The organism is Cupriavidus pauculus, assembly GCF_003854935.1.
Lineage (GTDB): Bacteria > Pseudomonadota > Gammaproteobacteria > Burkholderiales > Burkholderiaceae > Cupriavidus > Cupriavidus pauculus_C.
The window spans coordinates 453,124-468,248 of the sequence record NZ_CP033969.1 but is presented as its reverse complement, the minus strand read 5'-3'; the positions used below and the strand labels follow the sequence as shown (position 1 = coordinate 468,248).

Here is a 15,125-nt window from a genome sequence, read left to right as displayed (position 1 = left end):
AGCCTCTACTCTACGATCCGCGTTCCCAGCACGGCAAGAAACTGCGCCAGCCACGCGGGATGCGCCGGCCAGGCGGGCGCCGTCACCAGGTTGCCGTCGGTGTGGGCCTGGTCGACCGGGATGTCGGCATAGGTGCCGCCGGCCAGCCGCACTTCCGGGGCGCAGGCCGGATAGGCCGAGCAGGTGCGGCCTTCGAGCACGTCGGCGGCGGCCAGCAACTGGGCGCCGTGGCAAACCGCCGCGATCGGCTTGTTGGCCTGGGCGAAATGGCGCACGATCTCGATCACGCGGTCGTTCAGGCGCAGATACTCGGGCGCCCGGCCGCCCGGGATCACCAGCGCGTCGTAGCTGGCCGGCTGGACATCGGCAAACGTGGCATTGAGCGTGAAGTTGTGGCCGCGTTTTTCGCTGTAGGTCTGGTCGCCCTCGAAGTCGTGGATGGCCGTGGCGCAGTGGTCGCCGGCCTTCTTGTCCGGGCAGACCGCGTGGACCGTGTGGCCCACCATCTGGAGTGCCTGGAACGGCACCATGGTCTCGTAGTCCTCGGCGAAGTCGCCCACCAGCATCAGAATCTTCTTTGCCATAGCTGTCTCCTGTATGGTTACGGGTTGCGGCCGCCCGGGCAGCCCGGCCATTGTGCGGCGGCCCGGCGCGGCGCGGGTGGTAGCCCGTTACCGCATGACCCTTTCCTACAGATTCCCCATGGCAGATTCCATCATCCAGTCCCCCGACCTCGGCGATGTCACCGGTTACCTGCGTGACCGCATCCGCACCGTGCCGGACTGGCCGCAGCCCGGCGTGCAGTTCCGCGACATCACGCCGCTGCTGCAGAACCCCAAGACCCTGCGCGTGCTGATCGACGTGTTCGTGCACCGCTACATGGACCAGCAGCTCGACCTCGTGGCCGGCATCGACGCGCGCGGCTTCATCCTGGGGTCGATCATCGCCTACGAGCTGAACCTGGGCTTCGTGCCGATCCGCAAGAAGGGCAAGCTGCCGTTCCAGACCGTGGCCGAGGAGTACGAGCTGGAGTACGGCAGCGCCACGGTGGAGATCCACGCCGATGCCTGCAAGGCCGGCGACCGCGTGCTGCTGATCGACGACCTGATTGCCACCGGCGGCACGATGATGGCCGGGCGCAAGCTGCTGGAGCGGCTGGGCGCCACGGTGGTGGAGGGCGCGGCCATCGTCGATTTGCCCGAACTGGGCGGCTCGAAGCTGCTGCACGCGGCCGGGCTGCCGCTGTTCACGGTCTGCAAGTTCGAGGGGCATTGACCGGCACGCAACGCCGCGGCGCCGTCAGACCTGGGTGTCATTGCCCCACATGTCCGCGCGGCGCATAATGCCCCATTGATAACATCGCGATGACCGGGCGGGCCGCCCTTTTTCGCTTGCCAAGCCTCGCCAGCCGGCACCGGTCACGAAGGGACGCGCAATGGGCGTACTGCTTCATCTTCTCTCCGGCGTGGCGCTCCTGGTCTGGGGCACCAACATCGTCAAGGTCGGCATCCTCCGGGTGTACGGCGCCAACCTGCGCCAGGTGCTGTCGGTCAGCGTTTCCAACCGGTTCAAGGCGTTCGCGGCCGGCCTGGGCGTGACCGGCCTGGTGCAGAGCAGCAACGCCACCGCCGTCATCGTCAGCTCGTTCGTGGGCCAGGGCCTGATCGCCGTGGCGCCGGCGCTGGCCATCATGCTGGGCGCCAACGTGGGCACGGCGCTGATGGTGCAGGTGTTCTCGCTGGACCTGTCCTGGCTGTCGCCGCTGCTGATCTTCGTCGGCGTGATCCTGCATCTGTCGTGGAAGGGCAGCAAGGCCGGCCACGTGGGGCGCGTGCTGATCGGCCTGGGGCTGATCACGCTGGCGCTGGAACTGATCTCGATCGCCACGCGGCCGGTGGTGCAGGCCGCCGGGGTCAAGGTGCTGTTCAGCACGCTGACCGGCGACGCCGCGCTGGACATGCTGATCGGCGCCTTCCTGACCATCCTCTGCTATTCGAGCCTGGCCGTGGTGCTGTTCTGCGGCGCGCTGGCCAAGGCGGGCGTGGTGTCGATTCCCGTGGCGCTGGCGCTGGTGCTGGGGGCCAACCTCGGCTCGGGCATCTCGGCGCTGCTGACCACTTCGGGCAACAACCAGCCCGGCAAGCGCGTGACGCTGGGCAACCTGCTGTCGCGGCTGGTGGGCTGCCTGGTGGCGCTGCCGCTGCTGATCCAGGCGCAGGACCTGCTGGCGCTGGTCGATACGGACCCGCAGCGGCTGGTCGTCAACTTTCACCTGCTGTTCAACGTGGCGCTGGCCGTGCTGCTGCTGGGCGCCACCGGGCCGCTGGCGCGGCTGTGCGAGGCGATCCTGCCGGGCCGCAATACCGGCGACAGCCAGGTGACGCCGCGCCACCTGGATGCCGCCGCGCTGTCCACGCCCACGCTGGCGCTCTCCAACGCCGCCCGCGAGGTGCTGCGCATCGGCGACCGCATCGAGCAGATGCTGGACAACCTGCTGCGCGTGCTGCGCACCAACGACCTGAAGCTGGCCAACGCCACCTGTCGCATCGACAACGAGGTGGACGACCTCTACACGGCCATCAAGCTGTACCTGACCCAGATCAGCACCGAGGCGCTGGACGAGCGCGACGGCCAGCGCTGGACCGAGATCATCTCGCTGACCATCAACCTGGAGCACGCGGGCGACCTGATCGAGCGGGTCATCATGGACGCCCGCGAGAAGAAGATCGCGCACAACCTGTCGTTCTCCGAGGCCGGCATGGAGGAAATTGCCGAGATGCATCGGCGGGTGGTCGGCAACCTGCGGCTGGGCCTGTCGGTCTTCCTGACCGGCGACATCCGCAGCGCCCAGCAGCTGATGGCCGAGAAGGCCAACTTCCGCGACCTGGAACGCCAGTACGCCCGCTCGCACCTGCAGCGCGTGGCCGTGCAGACCGCCGAAAGCATCGAGACCAGCTCGCTGCACCTGGACGTCATCAGCGAACTGAAGCGCCTGAACTCGCTGTTCTGCGCCACGGCGTACCCGGTGCTGGAACAGGCGGGCCTGATGAACCGCAGCCGGATGAAGGAAGACACGCCTGGCGGCGTGGGGGACGTGGCGGAAGTGCGGTAGTGGCTGGCCTGGCCGATGGTGGTGGCTCCCTCTCCCGCACGCGGGACAGGGGCTGGGGGTGAGGGCGTTGAGGTGCAAATTGCGACAAGTCGGCGCTTGCGCCGCCGGCCCTCACCCCCGACCCCTCTCCCGCAGGCGGGAGAGGGCAGAAAGAAGGTACCTGAGCGGGCCCTCTTATCCCCGCTTCAGCAACGGCTTCAGATACTTCCCGGTGAAGCTGGCCTTGCTGGCCGCTACCGTTTCCGGCGTGCCCTTGGCTATGACCTGGCCGCCGCCGGCGCCGCCTTCGGGGCCCATGTCGATCAGCCAGTCGGCGGTCTTGATGACGTCGAGGTTGTGCTCGATGATCACGACCGTGTTGCCGTGGTCGCGCAGCTTCTGGATGACCTTCAGCAGCAGCTCGATGTCGTGGAAATGCAGCCCGGTGGTCGGCTCGTCGAGGATGTAGAGCGTGCGGCCCGTGTCGCGCTTGGACAGTTCGAGCGACAGCTTCACGCGCTGCGCCTCACCGCCGGACAGCGTGGTGGCCGACTGGCCCAGCCGGATATAGCCCAGCCCCACGTCCAGCAGCGTCTGCAGCTTGCGGCGCACCACGGGCACGGCGCTGAAGAACTCGTGCGCCTGTTCCACGCTCAGGTCCAGCACCTCGGAGATATTGCGCCCCTTGTACTGCACTTCCAGCGTCTCGCGGTTGTAGCGCTGGCCGTGGCAGACGTCGCACGGTACGTAGACGTCGGGCAGGAAGTGCATCTCCACCTTGATCACGCCGTCGCCCTGGCACGACTCACAGCGCCCGCCCTTGACGTTGAACGAGAACCGGCCCGGGTCGTAGCCGCGCTCCTTGGCCGACGGCACGCCCGCGAACAGCTCGCGGATCGGCGTGAACAGGCCCGTGTAGGTGGCCGGGTTCGACCGCGGCGTGCGGCCGATCGGGCTCTGGTCGACGTTGATGACCTTGTCGAAATGCTCCAGCCCGTCGATATGGTCGTGCGGCGCCGGCTCCGCCGTGGAGCCGTACAGGTGGCGCGCCACGGCGTTGTACAGGGTGTCGTTGATCAGCGTCGACTTCCCCGATCCCGAGACACCGGTAATGCAGGTCAGCAGCCCGACCGGAATCTCGGCCGACACGTTGCGCAGGTTGTTGCCCGTGGCGTTGACGATGCGCAGCATGCGCTCCTGGTCGGGCGCGGCGCGCTGCTTCGGCACCTCGATCGTGCGCTGGCCGGACAGGTACTGGCCCGTCAGCGACGCCGGCGACTGCTCGATCTGCGCCGGCGTGCCCTCGGCCACGATCATCCCGCCATGCACGCCGGCACCCGGCCCGATGTCGACGACGTAGTCGCACGCGCGGATCATGTCCTCGTCGTGCTCCACCACCAGCACCGAGTTGCCGATGTCGCGCAGATGCTTGAGGGTGCCGATCAGGCGGTCGTTGTCGCGCTGGTGCAGGCCGATGGACGGCTCGTCCAGCACGTACATCACGCCGGTCAGCCCCGAGCCGATCTGCGACGCCAGCCGGATGCGCTGCGCCTCGCCGCCCGACAGCGTGTCGGCGCTGCGCTCCAGCGACAGGTAGTCCAGCCCCACGTTATTGAGGAAGTTCAGCCGCGCCGAGATCTCCTTGACGATCTTGTCGGCAATCTCGCGCTTGGCGCCGTGCAGGTTCAGCGTCAGGAACCACGTCAACGCGTCGCGCAGCGGCAGGCTGTTGATCTCGTAGATGGCCCGCGCCTGCGCGTCCTCGCCAATCTTGACGTGGCGCGCCTCGGTGCGCAGCCGCGTGCCGTGGCAGACCGGGCACGCCTGGTTGTTCTGGTACTTGGCCAGTTCCTCGCGCACGGCCGCCGAATCGGTCTCGCGGTAGCGGCGCTCCAGGTTCGGGATGATGCCCTCGAACGCATGCTCGCGCACCGTGGTGCGACCGCGTTCGTTGATGTACGTGAACGGGATTTCCTGCTCGCCCGACCCCTGCAGCACCACCTGCTGCACCTCGGCGGGCAGGTCCTCGAACGCGGTCTCGGTGTCGAAGTCGAAATAGGCCGCCAGGCTCTGCAGCATCTGGAAGTAGAACTGGTTGCGGCGGTCCCAGCCCTTGATGGCGCCCGAGGCCAGCGACAGGTTCGGAAAGGCCACCACGCGCTTCGGGTCGAAGAACGTGATCTGGCCCAGCCCGTCGCAGCTCGGGCAGGCGCCCATCGGGTTGTTGAACGAGAACAGCCGCGGCTCCAGCTCCTGCAACGAATACGAGCAGATCGGGCAGGCAAAGCGCGAGCTGAAGACATGCTCGTGGCCCGTGTCCATCTCCAGCGCGATGGCGCGGCCGTCGGCCAGCCGCAGCGCGGTTTCGAACGATTCGGCCAGCCGCTGCTTGATGTCGGCGCGCACCTTGACGCGGTCCACGACCACGTCGATCGAGTGCTTCTCGGTCTTCTTGAGCTTGGGCAGGCTGTCCACCTCGTAGACCTTGGCGGCCGCCTCGTGCGCGGTGCCGCCGCCCGAGCGGATGCGAAAACGCACGAAGCCCTGCGCCTGCATGGCATCGAACAGGTCCGTGTGCTCGCCCTTGCGGTCCGAGACCACCGGCGCCAGGATCATCAGCTTGGTGTCCTCGGGCAGCGCCAGCGCGGCGTCCACCATCTGCGAGACGCTCTGGGCCTGCAGCGCGATGTGGTGATCGGGGCAGTAGGGCGTGCCGGCGCGGGCGTAGAGCAGGCGCAGGTAGTCGTGGATCTCGGTGACGGTGCCGACGGTGGAGCGGGGGTTGTGGCTGGTGGCCTTCTGTTCGATCGAGATCGCCGGGGACAGCCCCTCGATCAGGTCGACGTCGGGCTTTTCCATCAGTTGCAGGAACTGGCGGGCGTAGGCGGACAGCGATTCGACGTAGCGGCGCTGGCCCTCGGCGTAGAGCGTGTCGAACGCCAGCGAGGACTTGCCCGAGCCCGACAGGCCCGTGATCACCACCAGCTTGTTGCGCGGCAGGTCCAGGTTGATGTTCTTCAAATTGTGGGTGCGCGCCCCACGGATCTTGATTTCTTCCATATCCCGTTCGTTCGCCCGGTGGGCCGCGGCCAGCAGCATGCCGGCCGTGCCCGCGGAAATTCGATGTGCCTTGCCCGACGCCTGGAATGGCCCGCCGCACGCGGCCGCCAGCCCGCTGCCGCGCACTTTTCCGGGTCCCGCCCGCACTGCACGTGACCGGGAAAGCGCGAGAAGCAAACCTGCTAATATACCGAACTTCGGTTTCCGGGGTTGCCCGGCGCCAGACGGCCCCGCCCGGGCGCCCGGCCGCCAGCGGCGCTGGCGTTACGGCGGCGGCGGGCCGATCAATGTCCGCCACGCCAGACATGGCGGTACCTGGCAACTCGCGGGCACCGGCCTGATCGAAGCTGCCAGGCTGCCGATGCGGCGACCGGACCAGAATTCCACCAACGACCGCGATGCCGTCGATCCCGCCTTCTTCTCCTAGCCTTGCCGCCGACCCGGCCCCCGCCGAGACCCTGCGCGACCGCATGACGCGCGGCGAACTGCGCGCGAGCCTGTCGCTAGCCAGCATCTTCGCCCTGCGCATGCTGGGCCTGTTCCTGATCCTGCCCGTCTTTGCCGAATTCGCGCGCACGCTGCCCGACGGGCACGACGCCCAGCGCGTGGGCCTGGCCATGGGCATCTACGGCCTGATGCAGGCGTTCCTGCACATCCCGCTGGGCTGGCTGTCGGACCGCGTGGGCCGCAAGCCGGTCATGGTGGCCGGCCTGCTGCTGTTCGTGGCCGGTGGGCTGGTGGCGGCCTTTGCCGATACGCTGACCGGCATCACCGTGGGCCGCGCGCTGCAGGGCATGGGCGCCATCTCGGCGGCCATTACGGCCTGCATTGCCGACCTGACGCGCGAGCGCCATCGCACCAAGGCCATGGCGATGGTGGGCGGCAGCATCGGGCTGACGTTCGCGCTGTCGCTGGTGATTGCATCGCCGCTGCTGCACGCCATCGGCATGCCCGGCATCTTCGGCCTGATGGCGGTGCTGGGCGTGCTGGCCATCGGCGTGACGATCTTCCTGGTGCCAGCCCCGCCGCCGCCGCATCCGGTGCAACTGCCGTTCCGGCAGGTGCTGCTCAACGCCGACCTGATCCGCCTGAACGTGGGCGTGCTGGCGCTGCACGCCAGCCAGGTGGCGATGTTCATGGTGGTGCCGGCCATGCTGGCCGACGCCGGGATGCCGCTGGACCAGCACTGGAAGGTGTACCTGCCCGTGGTGCTGGTGTCGTTCCTGCTGATGCTCGGGCCGATGATGGCCGCCGAGCGCTACGGCAAGGTGCGGCCGGTGCTGCTGGCGTCCGTGGCGCTGATGACGGCCGTGCAGTTGCTGTTCGCCACCGTGCACGGGCTCTGGCCGATCGCCGGCGTGCTGCTGCTGTTCTTCGTCGCGTTCAACGTGCTGGAGGCCATGCAGCCGTCGCTGGTGTCGCGCTACGCGGCCGCCAGCCGTGGTGCCGCGCTGGGCATCTACAACACCACGCAGGCGCTGGGGCTGTTCCTGGGCGGCGTGGCGGGCGGCTGGCTGCTCAAGCACGAAGGCCGCCCGGCAGTGTTCGTGGGCTGCGCGGCCGTGCTGCTGCTCTGGCTTATAATCGCCTGGAGCATGAAGGCGCCGCCGGCCCGCAAGCAGGAAGCCGGCCCGGCCGTGGCGGCTTAGACACACTTTTTAAAGTCTCCGCAACAGCCCGAAACGCTTTTTCCCGATACAGGCGGTAGCATTCGACACGCGCCCGACGGTCTCTCCGGACGGCGCGTGATGTCGTTAACGGGCGGCATCCCTGGGCGTTCCTGCGCCCGTCGCGCCGCCATTCATCCCGCGAACCTCGCACTACGTTTAACGCCGCGCTGAAAGGGCGCGGTCCTTGGAGATCTTCACCATGGCATCGGTCAACAAAGTCATCCTCGTCGGCAACCTGGGCGCCGACCCGGAAACCCGCTACATGCCCAGCGGCGACGCCGTCACCAACATCCGGCTCGCGACGACCGACCGCTACAAGGACAAGCAGAGCGGCGAGTTCAAGGAAGCGACCGAGTGGCACCGCATCGCGTTCTTCGGCAAGCTGGCCGAGATCGCCGGCCAGTACCTGCGCAAGGGTTCGTCGGTCTACATCGAAGGCCGCATCCGCACCCGCAAGTGGCAGGACCAGTCCGGCCAGGACAAGTACAGCACCGAAATCGTCGCCGACCAGATGCAGATGCTGGGCGCCCGCCAGGGCGGCGGTGGCGGCGGTGACGAGGGTGGCTACGGCGGCGGTGGCGGTGGTGGCGGCGGCTACAGCCGCGAATCGCAAGGCGGCAGCGGTGGCGCCGGCTACGGCGGCGGCCGCGGCCAGGGCGGCGGCGGGGCTGGTGGCAGCGGCGGCCAGCAGGGCGGCCAGCGTCGCCAGCAACAGTCGTCGAACGGCTTCGAGGATATGGACGACGATATTCCGTTCTAACCTTGAGTAACGGATATTGGTAAAGATCAACCCCGCCTCTGTGCGGGGTTTTTCTTTTTAATCAGTATCTTATTGGCAATGGTGCATTGGAAAGATCCAGCGTTGGTTTTGCGGAGAATCATGAGATTTCCGTCAGGAAGCGAAAGTGTCAAGTTCGGCTCCAGAAGTTAAACGCTTTGGCAGGATCTTCGGCGTCCAACTACGGGTGGACATCTGGAGTTGCATGGCGACACAGTGCTGCTTTTGAGTTACGGCTGGGCTGTTGCCGCTCCTCCATCTACGCTGTCCGAAGTTGCTGCCGCGCAGCACGACCTAATCGGTTATCGATAGCTGATACCTACAGCTTCATCGAGTGATGGCTTTCGTTACTGCGCGTATGATTAGCGCGATCACCACAAGGGAGATAGCAAAGCAATGTCACGATGCACAGCACCAGTTCGAGGACACCACTCGGCAGCAGCGGCAGCAGCTTGTCCGGCATGTAGCTCCCGCTATGGCGGGTACCGCGGCAGCTATGGCAGTGGATACGGCAGTGGCTACGGCTCGTCTTACTCTTCTGGTGGTAGCAGCTATAGCAGCGGTGGCCGGTCCAGCGGCGGCGGCAGTTCAAGGCCGCGTTGGTCGCGTGCCGGTTCGTCCGTTTCGTACACGCCCGCTCAGGTGGTGTCCCTGACTCCGATTCGCGAGGCTGTTGAAAAGGAAGCAGCGGCGAAGCCGGACCTTAGGGATTGCTTCCTCTGCCACGCTTGGGATGACAGGCAGGGCGCGGCCAAGGAGCTGCACGATTTGCTTGAGGCGGCTGGTGTCAAGGTCTGGTTTAGCGAGAAGGACCTTGGTCTTGGCGTACCGATGATGCGAGCTATCGATAAAGGCTTAGCGGCCTCGAAAATTGGGCTCGTCTTGGTGACCCCCGCATTGTTGGCACGCCTTCCGAAAGAGGGTGTCGCTGACAAAGAACTTTCGACTCTTCTGCAAGGTAACCGTCTCGTGCCCATTGTGCACGGCACTACCTACACTGCGCTCCGCGATGTCAGCCCCATGCTTGCTTCTCGAAGCGGACTTGACACGTCGGAAGATACGATGGCGGTAGTCGCAACCAAAATTGCCGAGCTGGTTTCTATCTGGAGCTGACAGGAGAGGCATCCGTACGGCAGAAAGGCCGGCGAGAGCCGGCTTTTTGCTTCTGGGGCGGATGAATGCTCCGTGACACAGAAAAGTCGTAAACATTGCCTACGGTGGATTGGACGCGTCGGCCGAAGGAGCGCCAATGCACGCCCGATTCCATGTGGTGACGGTCCGGCACTCCGACGGCGAGCGCCTGCCGATCTTGCTGGACGCAGACCGGCAACCTATTGGCTGGATCAACGAGTATGCAATTCAGCGGCTGCGTTCGCGGCTGTCGGCCAACAGCCTGACCAAGGCACTGCATGTCCTCGGTCTGCTGTGGCTGTGGGCGGTCCAGCATTCCATTCCGCTGCAGGCGAGATTGCTTGCCGGCGACGGCCTCTCACCGGACGAGATTGCCAGTCAACTCTATCCTTGGTTAAGGCGCGACTTCCAATCGCGAGTGGCGGTACGTCGGCTGGTCGTCGCCCCGACTACCGTAGCGCAGCGTCTGCAGGTTGTCATGCAGTTCATTCGTTGGCATCTGGAGAGGGCTATGGCCCGATTGCCGATTGGAAGCCCGGAGTTGAGCCACGTCAGGGAGCGATTGGCCACGATGCAGCACACCTTCGCCACGGCCGGGCCAAGGCGTGCCGAGCCGGTACATCATGCGTCGCCGCTGTCCGAGGAGCGGGTGAACCGCCTCCTGAGCATCTGCCGTCCCGGCAGTGATGAAAATCCGTGGAAGGCCGCGTATCAGGACCGCAATTACGTCATCGTTCTGGTGCTGTTGTTGTTGGGTATCCGGCGGGGCGAACTCCTCAAACTACGGGTTGCGGACTGTGTCTTATCGGGTGCGATTCCGGAGATCCGGGTCGAGCGCTCGCCTGACGACGCGAAGGACCCTCGCCGCCATGAACCCCAGGTGAAGACAGAGTCGCGCCAGTTGCCTTGCGATCGGGCGCTGGCTTCACTGCTGAATTCCTATATCTGTCGTACACGTCGAGCGATACCGGGGGCGGACAAAAGTCCGTTCCTATTCCTGAGCCGAGATGGCGCACCGATGAGCCTGGCTCGCGTCAACGGCTTGCTCACACAGGTGGGCGCTGCACATGCTGAATTCCGCGATCTGCACCCGCACTGCCTGCGCAGTACGTGCGCGACGAACTTCCGTGCGCGAGCACTGCGGACAGGCCTGGACGAGGAGCGCGTCGAGAAGCACATGATGTACTTCTTCGGCTGGCGCTCGTCGGATTCCATCCGACCTTATGTTTGGCAAGCGATCAGGCGCGAGTCCTGTGAGCTCAGCCTTGCGTACCAATCGACGGTCTTTAATGCATCGATGACCGATATCGAATGACGAACGCCGAGGTCAACCGCGCAATCATGTCGTTGCTGCGCAAAAACAAGCTTCCACCATTGCCGAGCTACGTCATCGACCGAGAAGGTCGTCGGATGGAGATGGGTGAAACGTACTGGAAATTCAATCTCGCGACCAACAACGCCGCGTTTCATTGGGAGAGGCAGTCGGACGGCAGCGTAGTCGTTGGCTACGCGCTGCGTCGATGGGCATCGATGTTAATGACGCAGCAAGCGGGTCGGAGCGTGCTCAATGCGCTGACTAAAGTGCTTGGGGCCATGCGAGGAAGACCCTCAGGCATTAGTACGCAGGGGCAGGCGCTATTGGAACAGTGGCGAGCCTTGGCATCGGTGGAACAGACAGAAGACCTGAAGGTGGCATTGTGTCGGCATGTCGAGACAACTGTTCGCGCGCTACGGGCCAGAAAGGCGATGGACGAGTTCTACCTTCTGCGAAGCTGGTATCGCTGGTCAGCAACAATGCTCGCGCGCCTGGGGTTCGATGAGCAGTTCGCGCTTGAATTGGATGAGGTCTCCATACCCGCACGCTCTTCCCAGCTCGCGGTGGAGTTGGAAGATGAGGAGCGCGGGCCGCTCTGGGACACGGAGGTGGCTGTCCTGCGAGCGGCATTGGCAGGTGACCGCTCCCAGGAGCGGGCGCACGTGATGCAGCGTGCAGCGATTGCGTTGAGCCTGGCATATGGTCGGAATCCATCGAACTATTGCCTCCTCAGGGAGGAGGATCTGTCAAACCAGTTGGCCGGGTTCGACGTGCCCCCACAGTGGATACTGTCCATTCCCCGCATCAAGAAGTGGGGAATCGGTGTGCGCCAGCAGTTTGTGCAAGAGCGGGTGAGCAACGATCTGCTGCCGTTGATACGTGAGCTGTTGGCCGCCAATGGGAGTATCGATTGCAAAGGCTACCCGCGTCCGCTATTTATGCGCGACAGCGCGGACGAATGGCGGGCGGGAACCGGTGTCGATGAGTATGCGTACCACATGACGGGAAAGGAATTCCTGATTCTCATACGGGGGTTCGCTGCCCGAATGGCAATCGAATCACCGCGTACCGGACGTCAGCTTCGATTGAGTTCACGCCGCTTGCGGTACACGTTTGCCACGACGATGGTGGAGCTTGGTGCTTCGAAGACTGTGCTTGCCACGATGTTGGACCATTCCGATACGCAACATGTGCGCGTCTACTATGCGCTGAAGGGGGCGCGCCTGACCCGCATTCTGGATCGCGCCGCTGCGCTGCGGCTCGGCCCCCTTATGAAGTTGTTCAAGGGGACGCCCATCGGAGTGGATTCGGAAGCGGCGAAGGTCGTTCGCCAGGAAAAGAGAGTCCGTTTCGTCGGCGATGTGGAAGCGGTGGATTCGGTGGAGATTGGCGCATGCGGCCAGTCACCGCGCTGCTTGCTGGATCCACCATACTCCTGCTACGTTTGCCCCAAGTTCCAGCCGTACTTGGAAGCCGACCATCAGGCCGTACTAGATGCGCTGCTCAAGGGCAGGGACGTGCGTCGTGGGCAGCTTGGCATGCGCCTGTCAGTCCAGATGGATGAAGTGATCTACGCCGTAGCGGAGGTTGTTCAACTGGTGGCGCACCATGGCAAACGGAACGGCGGTTAGGCGTAAGACGATGGCGGCTGTCGGTCGCCTGGAAGCACCTGCAGGAGATGACTGGGTCGAGAACGGCAAGCAACTGATCGGCAAGGCGAAAGCGTTGATGCCGTTCGGTGATGTCGAGTGGGATGCTCCGGTCTGGGATGTCTCGGCTGCATACGAGCACCGCACGCGCGGATACAAAGCCAATGCCCGGGGATTGCGGCTGCCGTTCACCCAGCACAGAAAAGCGGCCAAAGGTGTGGGCGATCCGTTGCCAGAGGGATTCGCAGATCTCGTCAAGGCACTTGTTTGCATGCGCCATCAAAGACGCGGTCAATCCATGGCAAGCCACAGCGTGTTCATCCGCGCTACGCGCTATATCTGCGACGCCATCCGAAGGACGGGTCATCACCTGGCCGAGTTGCGAAAGGATGATCTGGATCGGGCAGCAACCGTAGTTCTGCGCAGGGAACGAGAGACCTCGGCATACAAAGTCCTCGGCCACATGGAGGAGTTCGCCGACATGATGGACCGATACCGACTAAGTCGCGTGAGGCTGGACTGGCGCTGCAGGCGAAAGGCACGGCCTAGGTCATTGACGCCAGACCGGATCGGAGACCGTTCGCCTGAGGTGTCGGACAGGCTACCGAAGGAGGAAGCGATCCGGGCGCTTGGATGGCTCTACCAGACGATCCCACCGGCCGAACATCCTGACGATGGGAGCGCGGCCGACCGCATACTGATTCTGATCGTCACGATCATGGCGTGTACGGGCCTGAGAGTTGGCGAGATGCTGACGCTGCCGGTGAATCCCATCTCCGTTGCGAAGGACTGCAGCCGGAACCTGCGCTATGCGAGGCTGAAAGGCCGTGCTGACGACGTGATGGTCGAATGGCATTCGAAGCCGTTGCTGTCCGAGACCGTTGAACTGGTGGAGGCCGCAGTGGCGGAACTGCGCGGGGCAACAGACGGGCCGCGACAGGTTGCCATGAAGGCAAATCGTTGCGGCTCGCTAGTGCCTGGCAACGCGATTCCCAGATTCCTTTCCACGTCTGACTTGCGGACCGTTCTGGGTCTGAAAAGTTGGGGTCTTGCGCAGTTCCTCCGATCGCGCGAAATTCCCTACGAGGTCGTGAATCGAAGGCTCCGTGTAGAACGGGATGCACTGCGCAGTGGTATTGCGAAAGACCACTGGTTCGGACCGGTGATCCCGGGGCCTGCCGGTCAACGGCTCGAGCTCCATGAAGCGCTGTGCGCGGTCTACGCAAACCAGTTCCATCGCGGGACGCGGACAACGCTCACATACGCGGCCCGACCGGTATCTGAACAGAACGTAAGTGACTTCTTGACCGGACGGCCCGCCATTCCATCGGCGTTCGAACGGTATGGACTGGCGGGTAAAGACGGCCTTGTACTGCGCGTGCGATCACATGGACTCCGTCACTTCCTGAACCACCTGCTGGACGAAGGTGGGGCGCCGGATCTTGTGCAAACGAAGTGGTTCGGTCGCCAGCATGAGGCGGATACGAGAGCCTACCAACATCTGACGGCTGCCCAGCGAGCGGCGCAGGTGGTGAATGAGGTTCTAGAAGACAAGTTGGCGGGAAGCATTGTTGAGGTGGCCAAAGCGCTGCCGCTTGAAGTGGCAAAGACATTCCTGACCGCGCGCATCCAGGCAGTCCATGACGTGGGGCCGGGACTATGCGTCCACGACTTCCAGATGTCTCCCTGTGAGCGCCACCTGCAATGCACGGCGAAGTGCGAGGACTACTTGTGGATCAAGGGCGAAGAGGCCAGAGCGCACGAACTGATAAGGCAGGCCGCGGTGGCATACATCAGCCTGCATGCCGTGACGGCACGTGCGAGGTCGCGATCCTTGATGCACTCGGATTGGTATCGGCATCTTGAGACTCGATATGGTCAGTTGATGGAGCAGCTATCAACAATCGGCTTCCACAGAGCTGATCTGGTGCGATACGTAGAGGAGCGAGAGCATGCCGACAAGCATCCGAGCGAGCGCAAAGATAAGTGAGCATAGGAAGGCCGGTATCATCGCCGAGCTTGAGCGCTGGCAGGGCAGGGAAATGGGAACGCGGTTGACATGGGGGCGTGTCGAAGCCTTCTCCGGATATACCCGCCAGGCACTCAGCCGCCATCCAGAGATCGTGCATGCCTACCAGGAAGCCAAGCGTGCGCTGGCGGACGGAAGCCGAAAGTCCAGGTCTCGAGCGATTCGCGACGAGATCGCATACCTTGATCAAACGGTGGAGAGCCTGCGCGCCAAGATTCGATGGTACGAGAACATTGAAGCGCAATGGCTACGGCGCTGGCAACGCATTGCCAATCAATGTCTGCAACGCGGGCTCAGTATCGAGGAATTGGATCGCCCATTGGATCCCTTGAATCGGAAAGCCTAGGCAGATTTAGCGGGCTCGGGTGTCTCAGTGATCGGCGTTGCAATCTTGAGAAAGCC

The 15,125-nt window shown here is 64.3% G+C and carries 13 protein-coding genes; 10 read left to right on the top strand and 3 right to left on the bottom strand.

The genetic code is table 11. From position 1 onward, the window contains the following. Positions 1 to 5: 5 nt before the first annotated feature. Positions 6 to 584, bottom strand: coding sequence for a DJ-1/PfpI family protein (locus tag EHF44_RS03825; RefSeq protein WP_124682523.1), 579 nt, complete (start codon positions 582 to 584; stop codon positions 6 to 8). A 118-nt stretch (positions 585 to 702) separates the two neighbouring features. Here EHF44_RS03825 and EHF44_RS03820 point away from each other — a divergent pair, with 118 nt between their 5' ends. Together EHF44_RS03820 and EHF44_RS03815 are read left to right on the top strand one after the other, a co-directional pair. Beyond that, positions 703 to 1,275, top strand: coding sequence for an adenine phosphoribosyltransferase (locus EHF44_RS03820; protein ID WP_124682522.1), 573 nt, complete (start codon positions 703 to 705; stop codon positions 1,273 to 1,275). Positions 1,276 to 1,435: 160 nt separating this feature from the next. Beyond that, positions 1,436 to 3,112 carry a Na/Pi cotransporter family protein gene (locus tag EHF44_RS03815; protein WP_124682521.1) on the top strand — a complete coding sequence of 559 codons (1,677 nt, stop codon included), beginning with the start codon at positions 1,436 to 1,438 and terminating at the stop codon, positions 3,110 to 3,112. A gap of 174 nt (positions 3,113 to 3,286) precedes the next feature. On the opposite strand, the gene uvrA is transcribed toward EHF44_RS03815, so the two are convergent. Continuing rightward, entirely contained in the window at positions 3,287 to 6,151 is a 2,865-nt protein-coding gene (gene uvrA, locus EHF44_RS03810; RefSeq protein WP_124682520.1) for an excinuclease ABC subunit UvrA, read from the bottom strand. A 37-nt stretch (positions 6,152 to 6,188) separates the two neighbouring features. Between uvrA and EHF44_RS03805 the strand changes: the two genes are divergently transcribed. From EHF44_RS03805 to EHF44_RS03795, 3 genes are all read left to right on the top strand, one after another. After that, positions 6,189 to 6,578, top strand: a complete 390-nt coding sequence (locus tag EHF44_RS03805) for a hypothetical protein (RefSeq protein ID WP_124682519.1) — start codon at positions 6,189 to 6,191, stop codon at positions 6,576 to 6,578. Beyond that, a complete protein-coding gene (locus EHF44_RS03800) occupies positions 6,550 to 7,800 on the top strand; it encodes an MFS transporter (protein ID WP_124682518.1) in 1,251 nt (416 codons plus the stop codon). Before EHF44_RS03805 ends, EHF44_RS03800 begins: the two co-directional genes overlap by 29 nt. 220 nt (positions 7,801 to 8,020) lie before the next feature. Continuing rightward, a complete protein-coding gene (locus EHF44_RS03795; protein ID WP_124682517.1) occupies positions 8,021 to 8,581 on the top strand; it encodes a single-stranded DNA-binding protein in 561 nt (186 codons plus the stop codon). A gap of 337 nt (positions 8,582 to 8,918) precedes the next feature. Here EHF44_RS03795 and EHF44_RS28280 read toward each other — a convergent pair whose 3' ends face one another. Further along, a complete protein-coding gene (locus EHF44_RS28280; RefSeq protein WP_172965990.1) occupies positions 8,919 to 9,062 on the bottom strand; it encodes a hypothetical protein in 144 nt (47 codons plus the stop codon). 182 nt (positions 9,063 to 9,244) lie between these two features. On the opposite strand from EHF44_RS28280, the gene EHF44_RS03790 reads away from it, so the two are divergent. The 5 genes from EHF44_RS03790 (at position 9,245) to EHF44_RS03770 (ending at position 15,069) form a co-directional block, all read left to right on the top strand. Beyond that, entirely contained in the window at positions 9,245 to 9,712 is a 468-nt protein-coding gene (locus EHF44_RS03790; protein ID WP_253699957.1) for a toll/interleukin-1 receptor domain-containing protein, read from the top strand. A 136-nt stretch (positions 9,713 to 9,848) separates the two neighbouring features. Next, positions 9,849 to 11,045, top strand: a complete 1,197-nt coding sequence (locus tag EHF44_RS03785) for a site-specific integrase (protein ID WP_124682515.1) — start codon at positions 9,849 to 9,851, stop codon at positions 11,043 to 11,045. Then, positions 11,042 to 12,676, top strand: coding sequence for a tyrosine-type recombinase/integrase (locus EHF44_RS03780; protein WP_124682514.1), 1,635 nt, complete (start codon positions 11,042 to 11,044; stop codon positions 12,674 to 12,676). The genes EHF44_RS03785 and EHF44_RS03780 overlap by 4 nt, the downstream gene beginning before the upstream one ends. Continuing rightward, complete coding sequence (locus EHF44_RS03775) at positions 12,654 to 14,684, top strand: integrase (RefSeq protein WP_253699955.1); 2,031 nt, start codon at positions 12,654 to 12,656, stop codon at positions 14,682 to 14,684. The genes EHF44_RS03780 and EHF44_RS03775 overlap by 23 nt, the downstream gene beginning before the upstream one ends. Next, the gene (locus tag EHF44_RS03770; RefSeq protein ID WP_253699953.1) at positions 14,647 to 15,069 is read left to right on the top strand and encodes a hypothetical protein; all 423 of its coding nucleotides are present in this window, start codon (positions 14,647 to 14,649) and stop codon (positions 15,067 to 15,069) included. The genes EHF44_RS03775 and EHF44_RS03770 overlap by 38 nt, the downstream gene beginning before the upstream one ends. Positions 15,070 to 15,125 lie beyond the last annotated feature (56 nt).